The organism is Moraxella sp. ZY200743 (assembly GCF_050885545.1).
GTDB classification, from domain to species: domain Bacteria; phylum Pseudomonadota; class Gammaproteobacteria; order Pseudomonadales; family Moraxellaceae; genus Moraxella; species Moraxella haemolytica.
The window spans coordinates 948,807-964,426 of the sequence record NZ_CP091313.1; the positions used below are offsets into that span (position 1 = coordinate 948,807).

At 35.2% G+C, this 15,620-nt stretch carries 22 protein-coding genes; 4 read left to right on the forward strand and 18 right to left on the reverse strand.

Going from position 1 to position 15,620, the window contains the following annotated elements; translation table 11 throughout:
• Positions 1-18 precede the first annotated feature (18 nt).
• The 18 genes from L3D27_RS04690 to L3D27_RS04775 form a co-directional block, all read right to left on the reverse strand.
• Positions 19-549, reverse strand: coding sequence for a nucleoside triphosphate pyrophosphohydrolase family protein (locus L3D27_RS04690; protein WP_432481723.1), 531 nt, complete (start codon positions 547-549; stop codon positions 19-21).
• 16 nt (positions 550-565) lie between these two features.
• Positions 566-799 carry a hypothetical protein gene (locus L3D27_RS04695; RefSeq protein ID WP_432481724.1) on the reverse strand — a complete coding sequence of 78 codons (234 nt, stop codon included), beginning with the start codon at positions 797-799 and terminating at the stop codon, positions 566-568.
• Between the two features lie 54 nt (positions 800-853).
• Positions 854-3,349, reverse strand: coding sequence for a DNA polymerase (locus L3D27_RS04700; protein WP_432481725.1), 2,496 nt, complete (start codon positions 3,347-3,349; stop codon positions 854-856).
• Positions 3,336-3,779 (reverse strand): hypothetical protein, encoded by a 444-nt coding sequence (locus L3D27_RS04705; protein ID WP_432481726.1) that lies wholly within the window; start codon positions 3,777-3,779, stop codon positions 3,336-3,338. The genes L3D27_RS04700 and L3D27_RS04705 overlap by 14 nt, the downstream gene beginning before the upstream one ends.
• Positions 3,776-5,032 carry an ATP-dependent DNA helicase gene (locus L3D27_RS04710; RefSeq protein ID WP_432481727.1) on the reverse strand — a complete coding sequence of 419 codons (1,257 nt, stop codon included), beginning with the start codon at positions 5,030-5,032 and terminating at the stop codon, positions 3,776-3,778. The genes L3D27_RS04705 and L3D27_RS04710 overlap by 4 nt, the downstream gene beginning before the upstream one ends.
• A 78-nt stretch (positions 5,033-5,110) precedes the next feature.
• Entirely contained in the window at positions 5,111-6,220 is a 1,110-nt protein-coding gene (locus L3D27_RS04715) for a vWA domain-containing protein (protein WP_432481728.1), read from the reverse strand.
• Positions 6,217-6,540 (reverse strand): hypothetical protein, encoded by a 324-nt coding sequence (locus L3D27_RS04720; RefSeq protein ID WP_432481729.1) that lies wholly within the window; start codon positions 6,538-6,540, stop codon positions 6,217-6,219. The genes L3D27_RS04715 and L3D27_RS04720 overlap by 4 nt, the downstream gene beginning before the upstream one ends.
• A 4-nt stretch (positions 6,541-6,544) precedes the next feature.
• Positions 6,545-6,757 (reverse strand): hypothetical protein, encoded by a 213-nt coding sequence (locus L3D27_RS04725; protein ID WP_432481730.1) that lies wholly within the window; start codon positions 6,755-6,757, stop codon positions 6,545-6,547.
• Between the two features lie 9 nt (positions 6,758-6,766).
• On the reverse strand, positions 6,767-7,159 hold the full coding sequence (locus L3D27_RS04730; protein ID WP_432481731.1) for a hypothetical protein: 393 nt from the start codon (positions 7,157-7,159) through the stop codon (positions 6,767-6,769).
• Positions 7,156-8,151 (reverse strand): AAA family ATPase, encoded by a 996-nt coding sequence (locus L3D27_RS04735; protein WP_432481732.1) that lies wholly within the window; start codon positions 8,149-8,151, stop codon positions 7,156-7,158. Before L3D27_RS04735 ends, L3D27_RS04730 begins: the two co-directional genes overlap by 4 nt.
• A gap of 136 nt (positions 8,152-8,287) precedes the next feature.
• On the reverse strand, positions 8,288-8,572 hold the full coding sequence (locus L3D27_RS04740; protein ID WP_432481733.1) for a hypothetical protein: 285 nt from the start codon (positions 8,570-8,572) through the stop codon (positions 8,288-8,290).
• A gap of 13 nt (positions 8,573-8,585) precedes the next feature.
• Positions 8,586-8,855 carry a hypothetical protein gene (locus tag L3D27_RS04745; protein ID WP_432481734.1) on the reverse strand — a complete coding sequence of 90 codons (270 nt, stop codon included), beginning with the start codon at positions 8,853-8,855 and terminating at the stop codon, positions 8,586-8,588.
• Between the two features lie 188 nt (positions 8,856-9,043).
• A complete protein-coding gene (locus L3D27_RS04750; RefSeq protein WP_432481735.1) occupies positions 9,044-10,261 on the reverse strand; it encodes a DNA-directed RNA polymerase in 1,218 nt (405 codons plus the stop codon).
• 63 nt (positions 10,262-10,324) lie between these two features.
• Positions 10,325-10,714: a hypothetical protein gene (locus tag L3D27_RS04755; RefSeq protein WP_432481736.1), complete on the reverse strand. Its 390-nt coding sequence runs from the start codon at positions 10,712-10,714 to the stop codon at positions 10,325-10,327.
• The gene (locus L3D27_RS04760; RefSeq protein WP_432481737.1) at positions 10,714-11,634 is read right to left on the reverse strand and encodes a hypothetical protein; all 921 of its coding nucleotides are present in this window, start codon (positions 11,632-11,634) and stop codon (positions 10,714-10,716) included. Before L3D27_RS04760 ends, L3D27_RS04755 begins: the two co-directional genes overlap by 1 nt.
• Positions 11,635-11,808: 174 nt before the next feature.
• On the reverse strand, positions 11,809-11,931 hold the full coding sequence (locus tag L3D27_RS04765) for a hypothetical protein (RefSeq protein ID WP_432481738.1): 123 nt from the start codon (positions 11,929-11,931) through the stop codon (positions 11,809-11,811).
• A gap of 75 nt (positions 11,932-12,006) precedes the next feature.
• Positions 12,007-12,249, reverse strand: coding sequence for a hypothetical protein (locus L3D27_RS04770; RefSeq protein WP_432481739.1), 243 nt, complete (start codon positions 12,247-12,249; stop codon positions 12,007-12,009).
• A gap of 306 nt (positions 12,250-12,555) precedes the next feature.
• Positions 12,556-12,714: a hypothetical protein gene (locus L3D27_RS04775; protein ID WP_432481740.1), complete on the reverse strand. Its 159-nt coding sequence runs from the start codon at positions 12,712-12,714 to the stop codon at positions 12,556-12,558.
• 348 nt (positions 12,715-13,062) lie between these two features.
• Here L3D27_RS04775 and L3D27_RS04780 point away from each other — a divergent pair, with 348 nt between their 5' ends.
• From L3D27_RS04780 to L3D27_RS04795, 4 genes are all read left to right on the forward strand, one after another.
• Entirely contained in the window at positions 13,063-13,431 is a 369-nt protein-coding gene (locus tag L3D27_RS04780) for a hypothetical protein (RefSeq protein ID WP_432481741.1), read from the forward strand.
• The gene (locus tag L3D27_RS04785; protein ID WP_432481742.1) at positions 13,431-13,871 is read left to right on the forward strand and encodes a hypothetical protein; all 441 of its coding nucleotides are present in this window, start codon (positions 13,431-13,433) and stop codon (positions 13,869-13,871) included. Before L3D27_RS04780 ends, L3D27_RS04785 begins: the two co-directional genes overlap by 1 nt.
• Before the next feature lie 89 nt (positions 13,872-13,960).
• Positions 13,961-14,356 (forward strand): hypothetical protein, encoded by a 396-nt coding sequence (locus L3D27_RS04790; RefSeq protein ID WP_432481743.1) that lies wholly within the window; start codon positions 13,961-13,963, stop codon positions 14,354-14,356.
• A 528-nt stretch (positions 14,357-14,884) separates the two neighbouring features.
• The gene (locus L3D27_RS04795; protein WP_432481744.1) at positions 14,885-15,574 is read left to right on the forward strand and encodes a hypothetical protein; all 690 of its coding nucleotides are present in this window, start codon (positions 14,885-14,887) and stop codon (positions 15,572-15,574) included.
• Positions 15,575-15,620: the final 46 nt, after the last annotated feature.

Genomic DNA, 15,620 nt, shown 5'->3' on the forward strand with positions numbered 1-15,620 from the left:
GAAGGTCGTTAGACATCATTACTCATCAAAGTCAGATGGCATGAACGGTTCTAAATTAGGTCTGCGGTAAGTATCTGGGTTCTTTCCAATCTTACCGTTTTTAGTAATGTAAGGAACAAGATTGCCATGCTCATCAGTTGTAAACTTTGTGTAGTTAGAGCGATTTACTTCTGCTAAGGCACCTTCCATATCAAAACTTATCATATATCCTACGCCAAGTGCGGTTACGATTTGGTCGCATAAAGCATCAATTAGCTCTGCCTCGTCAACATTATCCATAAACTCTTTAGATTCGTCAGCATCATTAGAAATACTCAATAAATCATATTTTAGTCTTTCTACCATATCTGCTATGTCATCACAACGGATAGCAATTAGCATTTCTGAAAATTCTTCGCAATGAAATGCGATTTGTTTGATTAAATCTTGATTGCTTGGATTGGGTTTGGCAATCTTAAACCATTGAATAATAGAAAAGATGGTATCTAAGTCTTTTGTTTGGGTAACAATTTGATTCACCAAATCACCTAGATTGATGTCTTGTTTCATGTTAGTTTCCTTTTGGTTAGTGTTTAAGTTTGGATTTTTGTGTGGCTACACGGATTTGATGATAACGAATGAATTCGTCTAAGCGAGTGGCATAATTGATGGCATCTTGTTTGTTATATATGATAGTACCTGATGGTGTACGCCAACCTACACCTTGTGATGTAAATACTCGTACAAGTTCACCTTGTCCTACAACAATATTTTCCATACCTTCGTACTCTTTGTACTTATGAGTTTTGCGATGATACATAAATACCCCATATTTTTTAAGTAAATATGAGGTATTTTACATCAAAATAGTAACTTAACAAGTAGAGAGTATTTCATCTTCTGATATGTTATTAGGTAAGGTAATACTATCTGCCCAAGTAGGATAATAAATGTCTAATTCAGCTTCTAATTTAACAGTATCATGTTGTAACTCAGGCAATTCTTGCCAAGCCATGCAATCAATAAGATTGTCATTGACCCATTTAATAATTTTTACATCATTACGAACCATTAAATAGATAGCATCATGAATAAGACACACTGGCATGATGTCATACTTATATTCAGATGCCCATACACGCTCCATAAATTCGTTAGCAGCACGATTAGTAAGCTGGCAATAACTTTGTCCACTTGCAGCATTAGCAACGCTACGAGCTTCTGCTGTTGCAATATGAGGTGTTTTAGAACTGTTAAGTACAGTTCTGCCTACAATAGGGGTTCTAATGCGTAAACCAAAAGCTACATCAATATAGCCTTGTTGTTCACACTCTTTTAATCTGTCTGCTACCCAAGCATCAGATTGATAATACAATTTGTGATAGTTCTCCTCAATTTGTTTGGCTTCTTGCTCTGTAAATCCAGAGTTATTAACCAGCGTTTGCCAAGTACCTTGATAAGCTAATGCAAAACTAGGTGCTTTAGACTTCTGTCTTAGCTCTGGATACTTTTTGGAAATAGAGTTAATGCTTTCTACAGTCTCTACAATATCAGGCATTTTATCTCGCCAGTAATAAAAAGCTCGTAAACTATGCCCATCAAAACCATCAGTATAGATTTTAAGTTTGGCTTCATCTTTAGTGATGAGTGCATTGATTCTGTCTTCAAGAGCATTAAAATCACTACCAACAAATAACCAATCATCTGGTGCTGAAAAGCATTGTTTAACCAGTTTACCAAACTCAGAACCTGAGGGTAGGTTTTGTAAGTTGGGATTGGAACTGGATAAGCGATTGGATACTGTGCCTGCTAGGTTAAAATTACCATGTAGATAATGCCAACCATCTTTAGGCATGGCTTGTTCAAATGCTGGTATAAAAGTAGTTATTACTTTTTGTGCAGATGAGTAAGCCAATAAAGCATCAAGTAATTCCAATATTAAAGGACTGTTTGTATGGTTCTTTAATTTCTTTAAAGTCTTAGCACCTACAGCAGGTTGTTTGCTGGTAGTGTAATCTAATACAGGTAGCTGTAAATCTTCATATAACAGCTTAGCTAAGTGTGCATTACTGTTTGGATTGAACTGCATATCTACAAACTTATCAATGGTATGCTGTTTGGTTTTTAATTTTTGATTGACTTTATCCAGTTCAATTAATTTTAAATCCAACAAACAATCTTTAACATGGGGATTGTTATGAATCTTGGCTAAATTAGCATCTACGATAGATTGTAAATGTGCTTTTGACTCTATAACTTTATCCATGTTCATAGGCATACCATGCAATTCAATCTGTACTAAAGTCTTAATAGATGGAAGCATGATGCTTTTATAGATACCTTCTTGGTTATCTTTAAGCATTCGTGGGTAGTATTTATTAAACACATAAAAAGTAGCCAAGGTATCTTTTAGATTATATTCAAGCACTATATTGATAGGGTGCCTGGTTACATCTTTAACATCAATGGCATAATTACCCACAAATTCATGACTTAAATCTTTAAGACTTAGCTCATTACCAGTAGTACTGTTTAAAGATAAATAAGCAATAATCTTGGTGTCATGCACATTCTTACACATAGTGTGTAATCCATGAAGCATTCCTTGATGGTCTCTTGGATGAGACATAAAGCAATTAAAGATAATATGCTTAATATCAAAAGTAGCATTATGAAACACAAGTGTCCCACGATAACGCTCAAAGAACAGCTTCAACTGTCTTTTATCCAAGACTTTAAAAGCAATACCTTCATGTTGATTGTATGCAAATGCAATGGAATATAGCTCAGAGCCTATCGCTAAACCTGTGGTTTCAATATCACAAGTAAGTACTGGGTACTGATGTAAATTGGCTAATTCTCGCTCTATATCACTCGTATTGCTAGGATAAGATGCTGACTGGATAATATCTCCACGAGTAACATACTCACCCTTATAATGGCTTATAAGTGTATTTAGGGACATATCCAGTTTGCTATCAAGGTTTGGATTATATAGCAGTTGCCCATAGTTGATACCCAGTACAACATACAGATGCTCAAAGCCTTTAATCTTACAGGGCAATACATAACCAAGATGTTTATCTGTCTGTATTTGACCTGTTAATGCTTTAAAATATGTAGCATCTGCCACATATAAATAACGAATACCGTAATTAACCAGTGATGGTAATAGCTTGGTGATTTCTTTACGGCAGTTACCTACTGTCATTTTAGAAGTGGGATAGGGTAATTCACAAGCCATAATATCCAAGACATTATGTGATTGCATTGGTTTGACATAGTTATCCAGTAATTTGAGTTCATCAAAATAACTGGATTTGATAAGAATACAGATGGATGGGTTATCCCCAAAATCAAGACATCTCATATAATACTCTCAACATTAAAGATTCATTTACTATCTGCTCTAACCAATCAGGAATGTCATCAACAACTGGTGCTGTTGCATCAAATAGATGATGACAATTTTGTGGTAAATATGCCAGTACAGTACCTTGTTTTAGAGTTTTACCTTTAGTAACTAAACTTAGATGTGCATATATACTTGTTTTGGTTTTATTTATTTTGGATAGGTAAGACAAATAGTCATCAGCAAGAACTTTTAAATTACTAGGAAGTAGCACCATACTATATTTGTTATTATCAGAAGATAGATATAACATTTGTCCTTTGTGGATAGTAAGTTTTGAACCTGTTTGTTCATATAACTGGTTTAACAGATTCTCAAGCATTTTTTCAGCATGGATTTCCATAGGTAGGATAATAGGATGTATCCAGTCTAATAGCTTATTTTTCATACAATATCACCTGTAACATATACTTTGGATTTTGCTCGTGAAAAAGCAACATATAATAATCTGAAAGTCTCTTTTGGATTTCTTAAGTACGCATTTTTAAAATCATTAAGATTAATGAATACTTCATCATAAGTAGAGCCTTGTGATTTATGTACTGTGCAGGCAAATGCAGGGCGTAAGTCTGCAAAGAGCAATCTGTTGTCATAAGTTTTAGGATTACACTCACCTAATTGTGGGGCATATAGTTTATAGTTTTCTCCTGTGTGGGGGTCATGAGCTGTAATGGCATTAACTTTATATCTACCCAATTTACTGGTATGAACACTAGGGTTAATACTGCTAATAATCAGCTCTGTGTCTGCATAAATAGCTTTGGAGGTTGATGTAAAATATTTATATTCTGTTTCTCCAAATTTATGATTATAAAAGCTATTGTTGATGACAGTATCACCTACCTGCATCTCCTTACGCTTGGTAAAGTGTTTAAACATTTTATTGTTGGTTTGCTTAACTTGGTGGTTAGAATAACGAATGACTTTAACTGCTTTATCAGATTTAAAGGCAGTAATCATGGCTTTATCCCATGCTTTTTTATCCAGTAGCATCAGCTCATTATTAGCTTCTGTTGAATTTATCGGGTCTAAATAACCTTGTTTAATGGCTTGTCTTAGTGTGTGTGATGCTTTAGCAATAATGGGTGCATTCTGCTGACGCATGACAGTTTCTAAAGTAACTACTGGATAACCTTGCATGAATATGGGACAATGATTTAAACCAACAGGGGTAAGTTGATAGTTATCTCCCATAAAGATGAACTTAGCTGTAGGACTAGAACCCATACACATATTGATGGCTTTAAGCACATCATAATCAATGTAAGAACACTCATCTACGATAATAATTTGTATGTATGCAGGTGTTAAGGATTTAGCTGCCATGGCTGGTTTATTGGGGATAATACCTAAAAATTTGTGCAAAGTAGTAACTTTATCTGATACTCTTTGTGATAAAGCGTGCTTAGCTTTATGTGTCATTGCAGTAAAGTGGGCAACCATAGGTAGTCTATTATTATCTAATGACACAAGTAGTTCATTAGCTTTAATAGCTTGCTCTACAGCTTCATTAATAATAGTAGTTTTACCTGTACCTGCATGACCTTGTAGAATAATACAACGCTCATCCATAGTAGTTGATAACATAAATTCAACGAGCTTTTGACAAGCATCTTGCTGTTCTTGAGTAAATGTAATCATTAGTATTTCCTGATGAATAGTAGCATTAAGTATTGTTCATGAATCATTGTTTGGTACTTTCAATAATCATGAGTTTCTTTATAGGTTGATATGGATTACTTGTCCAAAAGGGGCTACAAAATTAGAATTATTAAATATTACCCAAATTACTGGATGAGTAGGTTTGGGTAAATTAATATTTAAGTAGCCATCAGTAATGATGATAAGTGCTTTGCAAGGTTTATCAATAAATCTTTGAATCACTTGAGCAACACAAGTACCTCCACCACCTACAAAATCAATAGCCTTAAGCTGATTGATATTTTTAACAGTATCAATGGTTCTAATACCATAATCAAACTGTATGGTTTCAATTTCTTTAGGCTTTAAGAACCTAAAAATACTCGCTACTTCTGTTATAAATTGATTAAATTTGTTTTTGCTGATAGAGCCTGAAGTATCAATAGCTATGCTTATTTTGGATAACTGCTTAGACTCTCTTGAAGGCAAATACATGGGTAAATATCTGCGTTTAGGCTTTTTCCATGTGTAATCCATGGTATCCAAATCACTAAAAAAGCGTCTTAGAACCACTTTCCAATTTACTTTTGGTTTCATCAATTCATCAAGGTGTCTTTGGACACTAAGAGGAATAGACCCTGCTTGATTGCATTGCTGAGCAACCATCGCAGCTTGTGCAAGTATACGGTTAATTTCTTCAGCATTATTATTGCTAGGGTTATCAGAATACTGAATATCTTGACCTAAACTGTTTGAAGGTGATGTGTCTTGTTGGTTTTGAAGTAAGTCATAAACTTCCTCTGTACTCATACCAGCATATTGATTATCATACAAAGCACCAGCAATCATGGTAAAGCCTTGCTCTACTAATTCATAATTGATGACATAGTCTGCTGCGATATTGAATAAGTGCATATCCCTATTACCCAGTCTAAGCATATGCTGATATGCCACATGAAGTGTCTCATGAGCCAGTAAGAATACTTGCTCATCATCATTGAGCTTTAAGAAGGTTTCTGGGTTTAAAATAAGAGATTTACCATCAGTCGCTCCATAAGGGATTGATGTATCCCATTTGGTATTTAAATTTGAGCATACTGTGGATAAAAATATACTGTTTGGTTTGGTTAAAAATTTAACCTTAGCACGAGACAGTACTGTGTCTTTGTCTTGGGTAGCATGTGTCATAAACTATCCAGTAATCTTTTTTGACAGTATTCTTGATATTGCTGTCTAAGGAATTTATAAGGTTGTTTTGTAAAGTATTTACCACGAATGTTTGGGGACATTATGAGTACATTCTCATAACCTTTGGATTTACCTCGTATTAAATAAGGTTCTGATAAGCTGGTAAAAGGAATAAGGGTATGTATTCTTAAATCCAAAGTAATATGAAAGCAAAGCATTCCTTTTACTTTACTTTTTACTTGCTTACAATCAATAAACCTAGAACTTTTTGTTTTAGGTTTATTTGCTTGAATAAGGTGTACTTCAAAGGTTGCTATCATAGTATCACTTAGGAAGTTTATTTATACATCTAGTAATGCGATAATCATCCATAAACCAGTCTAAACTGTCTAGCATGGCTTCATCACCCCTACTTTCACGGATGTTATTAAGGTCTATAAGAAAGTCATAAATGATTTCATGATATAGTAGCTCTTTGAACTCATCTTTATTGCTTTCTACTAAATCTTCTATGTCAATATCTACGCAATAATGCATATATACTCCTTAATACCAACTATAATAAAGTACTTTTTTACCTACTTGTAATGACGCTTTTATGATATAAACTGCTTTAAGTAAATCAGTATTGACTAAAAGCTGCCATTCATTGCTTGAATCGTTCATATCCAAGTTATTGATATTATTTTTAGCAAATTCTAATAAATCATCTGCTAAATCATCATCAATTTCTAAATACGAACAGTTAAAATCAGGTGCGTTTTTATAAGGATTTCTATCTAGCCAAACATCTGTTAAAAATGTTTGCAAATCCCAATTTTCATAAAAACGCACGATTGTTATGTGAGGTTCTGGTGAACATATTGAGATATGTCCATCTGCTTCACGAATAATCTTACTTTCATTGAATTCACAAAACCAAGCAACTAGTCCTATCAAAATACCTCCTTAGCAAGTGTGGTAATCCAAGAAGTGAGTTTGGTAAGTAATATAGGCTGTCTGTGTTTGATTTCACGCATGGCACAATATTGCAATTCCATAGGGAATCTACGCAAATAAATTTCACATTTTTCATAGTTATCCATGTTCATAGAGTGTGTAACCATAGACATAACTGCCCACTTGGTAGCAATTTCTGAAGGTATGGTAGTATCACTTGGATTATCCAAGATGGTCTTGATGGTTGGAATTTGTTGATATAGCTTGGTATAAGCAATAAACTCATTAGCCACTCCATCACCTATTAAAGATGCAGCCAGTAGCAAAGATGGTTCATCAATGCCTTTGATGACTTTGGATAACATTTCCCATGTTCTAGGAGAAGCATATGGCTCTGTTACATCTGGATTGAATGTGTAAAGAGCAGTCTTCTTAAAATTAATATAAGAAGTGATGCGATAGTCAATATCCGCTTTGGCTGCCCATTCAAGCCAATCATCCACATTTATTTCAATGTTAAAGTGGGCAAATCTTGAAATAAGTGCTGATGACATGGGGTTGACAATGGCATTATCTGTTTCTAAGTTACCGCACGCAATCATGACTACTTTGTCATTAAGTTTATGCTGTCCTACTTGTCTATCTAAAATAAGTTTATATGCAGCAGCCATGACGCTTTGATTAGCTGAATTGAACTCGTCCAGTACAAGTAGCCAGCCCTCATACCCTTCAGGGATAGGTGTATCTTGTAATGGGAAGGTATTAAATGGCATAAATTCTGCTTTGTTGTTATTAAAGTAAGGTAAACCAGATAAATCAGTAGGGTCTAGTTCAGTTAAGCGTAAATCAATAACTTTTAAGCCAAACTCTTTGGCTAATTGTTTGGCTAGTGATGATTTACCTTGTGCAGGACTAGAGTGCAAGAAAGGTACAATACCTGCTTTCCAAAGTTGTGGAATATGCTGGGCAACTTGTTTTAAGGTGGTATTCATGAAAACTCCGTTAATAGACAAAAAAAATACCCGTATCGTGGGTAAGTCGGGATTTGCCTGTAGGGAGTTTAATGGAGGGTCTACATCAAATCCTGCAATGGTTACACGCCACTCATTGCTTGGCGGCATGATGTTGTTATGGCTTTACATCATGCACAACTGCATCATGGAATTTATTATAATTTTCAATATAGACTTCTTGGTCTATTTCAGTGGTTGGTACATATTTAATAACTTTATTATCCATAGCAGATACGACTATATCACCTGCTTTATGCATATTTAATACTACTTCTGTGGGTTGTAGTTCTGTATCTTTATCCAAAGCAATATAGACTGTCTTAGTGTATGATTGGATAATATCCACAGCAACAACACGCTTATTAGCATCAAGTGCTTGTTGGATAGACATAGTAGCCATAACTATTCCTCGTTTATAAATAAAGGCTATTATAATAGTCTTCAATAAACTTACAAAGTTCTTTATCATTAGTAATACCAATGCTTTGTAAACTATCAAGCATATTTTGCTCATCTTTGGTTTTATACCATGATAGTGAGAATACACCTGCTTCTGCTAAAGCTCGTTTAACATTTTGTGTACTCATGCCTGTATCTACGGCAATTTCATCAAAACTACGACCATTTTGATGTTCATTAGCAATCCAATTAATGTCATTTTCAGTAAGATTTTTAAGTGCCATTATTACTGTCTCTATTTAGGGTGTTTATGGTATATTTTTAAAAAATATAACCAGTTAGTATTTAGGTTTAATAAAAAAAAAGCCAGCAACTAGCAAATACTAGTTACTGACTTTTTATGTTCTCAAAGTTACTCAAATTGGCTTTAAAACAAGCCACAAAACCGCACCCCGTGCGGTGTTAGGCAGTGTTAACAAATAGCATAATTTGAGTTTCTGATGGCTTGTGCATGGATTTTCTCTCCTACATCAATGGTAATATCCTCTTGATATAATTGGCTTAAAATATCTTCTAAGATACTACTTTCATACAAGCTAGCTAATATTTCATTGTATTGCTGACGCAATCTTTGTACATGATTTGGATGACAAGCAAAGGAATCATGCACTGTAACTACTTCAAAGGCTTCATATTCAAGTACATGGTCGCACAGAGCGTTTAAAGCATCTCTACACGCTTGGTTAATCATGGGTAGGGTATTTGCATCTAATGCGTAAATCATCGCCATATCAGCGATTCTGGTGGCATTATAGCGGTCATTTACCCAGTGATACTGTTCTACTGTGGTAGGTGGTACTTGTGCATTTAATGCTTTAAATTTAAGTACTTTGTCTTTGTCATAATTACATCTACGGACTAATGAGCGAAGTACATAAGCATCAATACTGTGTACGACATTGGCTGCATTGGATAGACCTGTTTCTTGACAACCTTGTTCATAGTAAATAGTACTAATAGAGAATCTAGTATTATTGGCTTGAACATTTAATTTTGTCTGTTTTTGTACCATTACAGGGATATACACTGTATGGTTATCAGGCATTACCCAAATATAAGAATCACGGTTTTCATCCCATGACTTCAATAACCAACTAAGTAAACATGATGCACCATGACACATTTCATCCATTACTGAATAAAACACATTAAGAGCTTCTCCAAATACTTGTTCTGGTACAGCTTTTGAGCCATACAAGTGTACCATGATAGCTTTTTTGGCTTCACTACGGCTTACAGATACCATGTCAATATCTGGATTATCTTTTAAGCGTTCGTTAATGCGTTTGGTAATCATGGTATATGCGTCCATACGGTTATCTGGGTCAATAAGACCTGTAAGACGCATACCTGATTCACAGTTGGTTAGTAATGACATAAGTTGTAGTCCTGATGATGCACTATCAAAAGCTACTGTATGTCCTACAGCTAAACCCTTATCTGCCATGCGTAAAGCATTGACAGCTTTGGCATATAAGATGGGTTCATCTGCTTTGTCTTGGTAGTTCTCAAGGGTATCATAGTGAGCTTTTACCCAGTTGATACGCTCCTCATAATTCAATTTATCCAGCCCATAATGGTTGGCTATATCAATGGCTAGATATTGTTTTGGATTGAATTGCTTGAACATAGACTGTTTCCTTAAATTAATTTGGTTTGTTTGGACAACATACACCACTACGCACTACACTCACTATCGTTCGTTTCGTGCTTGTGGTGTATATTGTTTATGTAAATAGGTTGCATGAGTTTGATGATACTCACAATACACAATTTCATCACCTAAATCTTCAATAATGAAACTCTCTTTTGGTTCTAGTGAGTAATCATTTAATTCTTTAGCAAAGGTAACTTTTTTGGTTTCCTTATTAACCCAAACTTTATGGGCTTGATAAGTAGGTTTACCATAAATACTGTCAAAGCAAATACCTAAACGGTACATTGCTTGTTCAATGCTCTCATTACCTTTTAATGAACCAATAGAATGTGAAATAACTTCATTCCTCTCTTTTAAACCATTAAGCATAATAATACTATCTGCTAAAATGCTTACATTTTTAAACGAAATAAATTGATACATCATCACAAATCTCCTGTTATATATTCTTTGGTTTTAAGGTTAAGACACGCTTTCTCAAAGCTACTGCCTTGGGGATTATAGTGATAACCTTGTGAATACACTCTGCCACGCTTATCATATTTATGCGTAAAGTAGAGTGTTTGATTGCGTAAATGCTTAGTCATTACCTCAAATTGTTGTACAAACATATTAAATGTCTGAGCTTGCAAGTAGTAATCTTGTTGTTCACTGTTGGATAATAGTGATAGCTCATTTTCATCTAATTCATCTCTATGCCAAGGCTTAGTGAAGTTATTTAAGATATATTCATCAAGCTCATATTGATTGTTATTAAGAGTGTTAAGTACATCTAGTGATAACGGCATATCATGTTGGTTTTGGGTATAACCTAATATGACACTGTCATTAAAGGTCAGATAACCAGATGTATGATTGTTCTTGATATACTTTGGTTTTTCTACCATAGGTGGTAGATAACAAGCATGATTTAATCTATCTTGGATAATTTGAGGTAAGGTAATATTGGTTTGTATGGTACGCATATCCCATTTTTTACCTATAAGGGTAAAGTAGGGAATTTGAGATAATACAATCAATAGTTCACATACTGTCTGTATGCTATGATATTTAGGCATATTATCCAAAGTAATCATATTGGCTATTGACACCACTGGTATGGGTGTACGGGCATTCATAGATACAGTGGATAAAATGTCTAAAATTAAGTCATATAAGGGTAAGTCCTTAATTACTTGTTTACGCTCATAGCGTTTAATAGACTGTTCAGGTGCATCAATGTATGTTTTGATGTGCTTGATGGATTGGTTAATCTCATTTGCAAATGATGTTTTTAAATCATCTATAATAGCTTGTTTGATATGGCTTGGATGGAAATAGTATTCCAAAGTGCGTTGGTCTATCATATTAACTCCATACTAAATTAAACACACACCCAAAGTGCGGATGCACCAAGTGATTTATCACCAAAAACAACCACAACCACAAGAGAATGTGCCTAGACTGTCTAACACTGTCTTAATTTATAAAAGATAAGAAAAAATAAACCCATATAGATTTTCATCTACATGGGTTATATTTTATTTTTGGTGAATTGCAAGAACACTGTAACCACAAGCTGCTGCTTCTTGACAAGCTGAGATACGGTCAGTTGAGCAAATGGTAACAAAGCCAATAGTGGTTAGAATTTGATAAATGTTCATGAGTAAACTCCAATTTGAGATTTGAGAAATGTTAAAAACAAAACCCTAACTAAACGGCTAGGGTTTTGGTTGTATTTAGGAGAAGGAATCAAGGTCAAATTTTACAGATGTAACGCTACGCTCACGATAAGTGCCTTCACATTGTTGAAGCAATGCTGTTGCGTTATTTTCATTGCGTTGCATAACCTCAACTAACTGTGGGAATTTATCAAGGGTAATATAACCAATCTGTTTACCCTGAAATCTAATATTCACATAATGCTGTGCTGGTTCACTGTCAGCAGTGGTTTGAGTGCGAGTGGTAGCGAACTTTGCCATGGTATATACTCCAATAATTAAGTTAACTGTGGCGTTATTGCCATCAGAAGTGTGGCTACACTTAGCATTATGGAGTACAGTCATAAGATATATAAAACCACCAAAAAGGAAGTAAACTTTGAGAAAAGACAGTCAGGCTTTAGCATTGGCTAGTAAAGACAAAGCTACAAAGTGCGACAAAATAAAATGAAAGAAATCTGTAAAAGTTTTCAATAGCCAATGCGAGCCTGTACTGTCTTAGCTTGTGTCTTGTGTTTTGTGTGCTGTAAAAAAAAAAAGACCTAACCACTAGGGCTAGGTCTTTATTTATTTATCTTTTTCATCAAAAGAGTTCTTTAACTGCTCAGCGTGTTTCTCTGCTGCTTCTAGGTATCTAACCATAATATCATTGAGTTTATTTACAACTCTTTTAAAGAACATGAAAGCAATTAACAATACAATAGCTGTACCAATACCAAAATCCATAATAGACTCCTAATTAATTCAGTTAAATTTGGGATTATTCCCATCAGAAGTGTGGAACACTTAGTATCTTAGTTTAATCAGCCAATAAGAATCCTTATTCAGCTGTTCAACAGGGGGGAGTACTTTTTCTTTTGACAGAAAAAGGTAGAACCCCTGCACATAAACTAATTTTTAATGATGATATAAAAGTTCGCCATGGCATTATCCACAAACTAATTTTTAGGAATTACATAAAAGTTAAAAGTTAAATGTTAAATAGTTTTTTTTTTTTTGATATTTACAAAGTGATAATAATTGGGTAATATTAACAGCCTATGGTGAGCCTTTTGTAATTATGGAGTTATGCTGGTGATAAATAAACTGCTGGATAAGGTAAATAAAATCAGTGATTCTGTGGGGCATCAATCAGATGCGTTAGTGGTACAGGCATTAAAACAAGCCAAACAGCAATCGCATGATGCTGCTATGTCAAGATGTACGGATATTTATATGGGATTGGATAGGCTGCTTGGTATGGGTCTTGAATATATCTGTCTGGATAATCCTAAGCAATATCGTATCATGTGTATGGATGATAGATGGATACAGGGCTATCCCATCGTTAATCATAGTGGTAGTTTGAGCTTTAATTATGAACATGGGGGTAAGGTATATCAGATACACAGTAGCCCTAAATCTGATGGTACGGTGTTGTTTTTTGTGGTGGGAGATGAGTGATGTCAAAGATTAAAAGATTAATTACAGTGGTAATGGGTCTTGCTATTAGTGGTAGTGCGGTGGCTAATGAACCTGTGATTGGTACAAGTACCAGTGGGTTTGAATGGCGTGTTTTACATGATAGGGTTAAGGTTTCTCATCGGGAATACTTTGGAGGTTTTTCTGTTGATAAAAAGACTATAACTGCATGGATTAGGAGGGTTGTGGTTAATGATATTGAACAAGATGGTTTGGGTATGGGGGACTATTACCTAACCCAAGTTAAGATTGATTGCTCTGATGATACATATAAAGACCTAAAAGATTACAAGTATAAAGAATACCCAAATAAGGGTTTTGTCATGGTTGATAGTTATGAACCAAGGAACCCAAGCTATAAAGAAGCCGTTCCTGAATCTATGGTAGACGCTATGGTTACTTATATGTGCAAGAATTATTAAGCCTTGTAGGGTGGATTATGTCCCCTATTTTAATCATCTTGGTGGGCTAAGTCCATCCTGCAAACTAAATCATGAGATAAGGATTTTATATGTTTTGGTTATTTTTAATAATTGTATTGGTTGTAGGTTATTTATGGGTAACTCGTAAAACAAGACGAGATAGACGCATAGGTCAGTTGATACAGCAGTCACTCCATACAGGTAGACCCGTGGTATCTACTTCAATATTCTGGGTAAGTTTCTGTAGTTATGCCATGGAAAATGGTGGAGGGAAGAGCTTAACCAGTTGGGAAAGGGAGCGATGGTATGAGCAGACTAACTGGACTATTTTTAAAGATGTGGTTGTTAATGGGTCTGTATATGTAATGATAATTAGTTTCTGCCAAGACCCTATAAGAACTCACGAAGTAACCGTGGATGCGAGTATCTATGAGAAGCAAGAGTACATGGAAGCCTTTGAAAGAAGGTTTATGGGTACTAGATAATTAATCAATAAAACAAAAAACCAACCCCTAATAGGGGTTGGTTTTTTGTTTGTTTATGTATTTTTAATTATCCAAAATAACCCATCGTTACTGTTCGTAGAGCTTTCATTCCCAATCTACGCCCAAGCTCGCAAGCTCGCTTGTGCTTGCTTGGGAATGAAACCGAGAAAGTGGGTTTACTTGGTTATGAATTGGGTGTAGGTTGGTTGGGAGGTTCTTAGGGGGACTTCGTAAGAAGTTGGGTACAGGGAAGTACCCAAGTCTCTTCCCCTAAGCTGATGTAGAAAATAAGCTGTGCTGTAGGTGCAGTGATTTTATAAATACACCTATAGCCGTATCTGACGGTAGGGGGTATGGGCAGTGGTCTTGGGGAACTGCAAAGCAGATTATGCCTGATTTTAAAATATCCTGTCAAGAGAGAATTTTGTAGGAATGTTATTGCTAAAATGTTACTGATTAAAATATCAGATTAGGTATGGCTAGAGGCTTGTTGTTATATTGCCTGTATCTTTGGTTTATGGAGCAACTATGACACTTACCCTAGATGTGGTACGCAAAGCACTGCCTGATAAGTACAAACGCAGTTTGACTGATGAAAGTCTTAATACAATTAATACACTACTGGCTGACCCTGAGCTACACGAAAGCTATCGTGATAACTTCTTGGCATATAGCAGTGTACTGACTGATGGTAGGTATAAGATTGAGGACTACTTAAACGCAGTACGCTACTGTACCCAAAAGCTCATGGGTAATAGCAACATTGACAGCTTTATTAAGGCATTCCCTGACCGTTATCAAGCCATGCTTGCTAAAGGCATCAGTAGTAAAGAGATGTCTGCTCATGTGGCGATGTATAACAAAAATAAGTTGGTTAATGCCATCATGGAGCAGTCTGCCATTCCTACTTGGATTATTAACCAAGACCTTTACCAAAAAGCCATCAATGTACAAGCTGACTTGATGATGAATGCTCATTCTGAAAAGGTAAGAAGTGATGCAGCTAACAGCTTACTTATTCATTTAAAACCACCAGAAGTTAAAAAAGTAGAGCTGGATATTGGTGTTAAAAAGAATGATGACATTGAACAGCTCCGTATACTAACCAGTGAATTAGCAGCACAACAACAGCGACTGATTAAAGCTGGTGTTACTACTGCTAAAGATGTTGCACAAGTAAAAATTGTAGGGGAGATTATTGACCATGAAGATGCCTGACAATGACCCTGATGTTCAGTTCTTTTGGGTGTGTTTGTTTACTTTT

Coding starts and splice junctions, on each gene's coding strand:
- L3D27_RS04710 (WP_432481727.1), bottom strand. CDS start 5,032: ATGATTACATTTACTCAAGAACAGCAAGATGCTTGTCAAAAGCTCGTT.
- L3D27_RS04700 (WP_432481725.1), bottom strand. CDS start 3,349: ATGAGATGTCTTGATTTTGGGGATAACCCATCCATCTGTATTCTTATC.
- L3D27_RS04720 (WP_432481729.1), bottom strand. CDS start 6,540: ATGATAGCAACCTTTGAAGTACACCTTATTCAAGCAAATAAACCTAAA.
- L3D27_RS04715 (WP_432481728.1), bottom strand. CDS start 6,220: ATGACACATGCTACCCAAGACAAAGACACAGTACTGTCTCGTGCTAAG.
- L3D27_RS04795 (WP_432481744.1), top strand. CDS start 14,885: ATGACACTTACCCTAGATGTGGTACGCAAAGCACTGCCTGATAAGTAC.
- L3D27_RS04765 (WP_432481738.1), bottom strand. CDS start 11,931: ATGAACATTTATCAAATTCTAACCACTATTGGCTTTGTTACCATTTGC.
- L3D27_RS04760 (WP_432481737.1), bottom strand. CDS start 11,634: ATGATAGACCAACGCACTTTGGAATACTATTTCCATCCAAGCCATATC.
- L3D27_RS04750 (WP_432481735.1), bottom strand. CDS start 10,261: ATGTTCAAGCAATTCAATCCAAAACAATATCTAGCCATTGATATAGCC.
- L3D27_RS04770 (WP_432481739.1), bottom strand. CDS start 12,249: ATGGCAAAGTTCGCTACCACTCGCACTCAAACCACTGCTGACAGTGAA.
- L3D27_RS04775 (WP_432481740.1), bottom strand. CDS start 12,714: ATGGATTTTGGTATTGGTACAGCTATTGTATTGTTAATTGCTTTCATG.
- L3D27_RS04725 (WP_432481730.1), bottom strand. CDS start 6,757: ATGCATTATTGCGTAGATATTGACATAGAAGATTTAGTAGAAAGCAAT.
- L3D27_RS04735 (WP_432481732.1), bottom strand. CDS start 8,151: ATGAATACCACCTTAAAACAAGTTGCCCAGCATATTCCACAACTTTGG.
- L3D27_RS04745 (WP_432481734.1), bottom strand. CDS start 8,855: ATGGCACTTAAAAATCTTACTGAAAATGACATTAATTGGATTGCTAAT.
- L3D27_RS04705 (WP_432481726.1), bottom strand. CDS start 3,779: ATGAAAAATAAGCTATTAGACTGGATACATCCTATTATCCTACCTATG.
- L3D27_RS04755 (WP_432481736.1), bottom strand. CDS start 10,714: ATGATGTATCAATTTATTTCGTTTAAAAATGTAAGCATTTTAGCAGAT.
- L3D27_RS04785 (WP_432481742.1), top strand. CDS start 13,431: ATGTCAAAGATTAAAAGATTAATTACAGTGGTAATGGGTCTTGCTATT.
- L3D27_RS04695 (WP_432481724.1), bottom strand. CDS start 799: ATGTATCATCGCAAAACTCATAAGTACAAAGAGTACGAAGGTATGGAA.
- L3D27_RS04790 (WP_432481743.1), top strand. CDS start 13,961: ATGTTTTGGTTATTTTTAATAATTGTATTGGTTGTAGGTTATTTATGG.
- L3D27_RS04690 (WP_432481723.1), bottom strand. CDS start 549: ATGAAACAAGACATCAATCTAGGTGATTTGGTGAATCAAATTGTTACC.
- L3D27_RS04740 (WP_432481733.1), bottom strand. CDS start 8,572: ATGGCTACTATGTCTATCCAACAAGCACTTGATGCTAATAAGCGTGTT.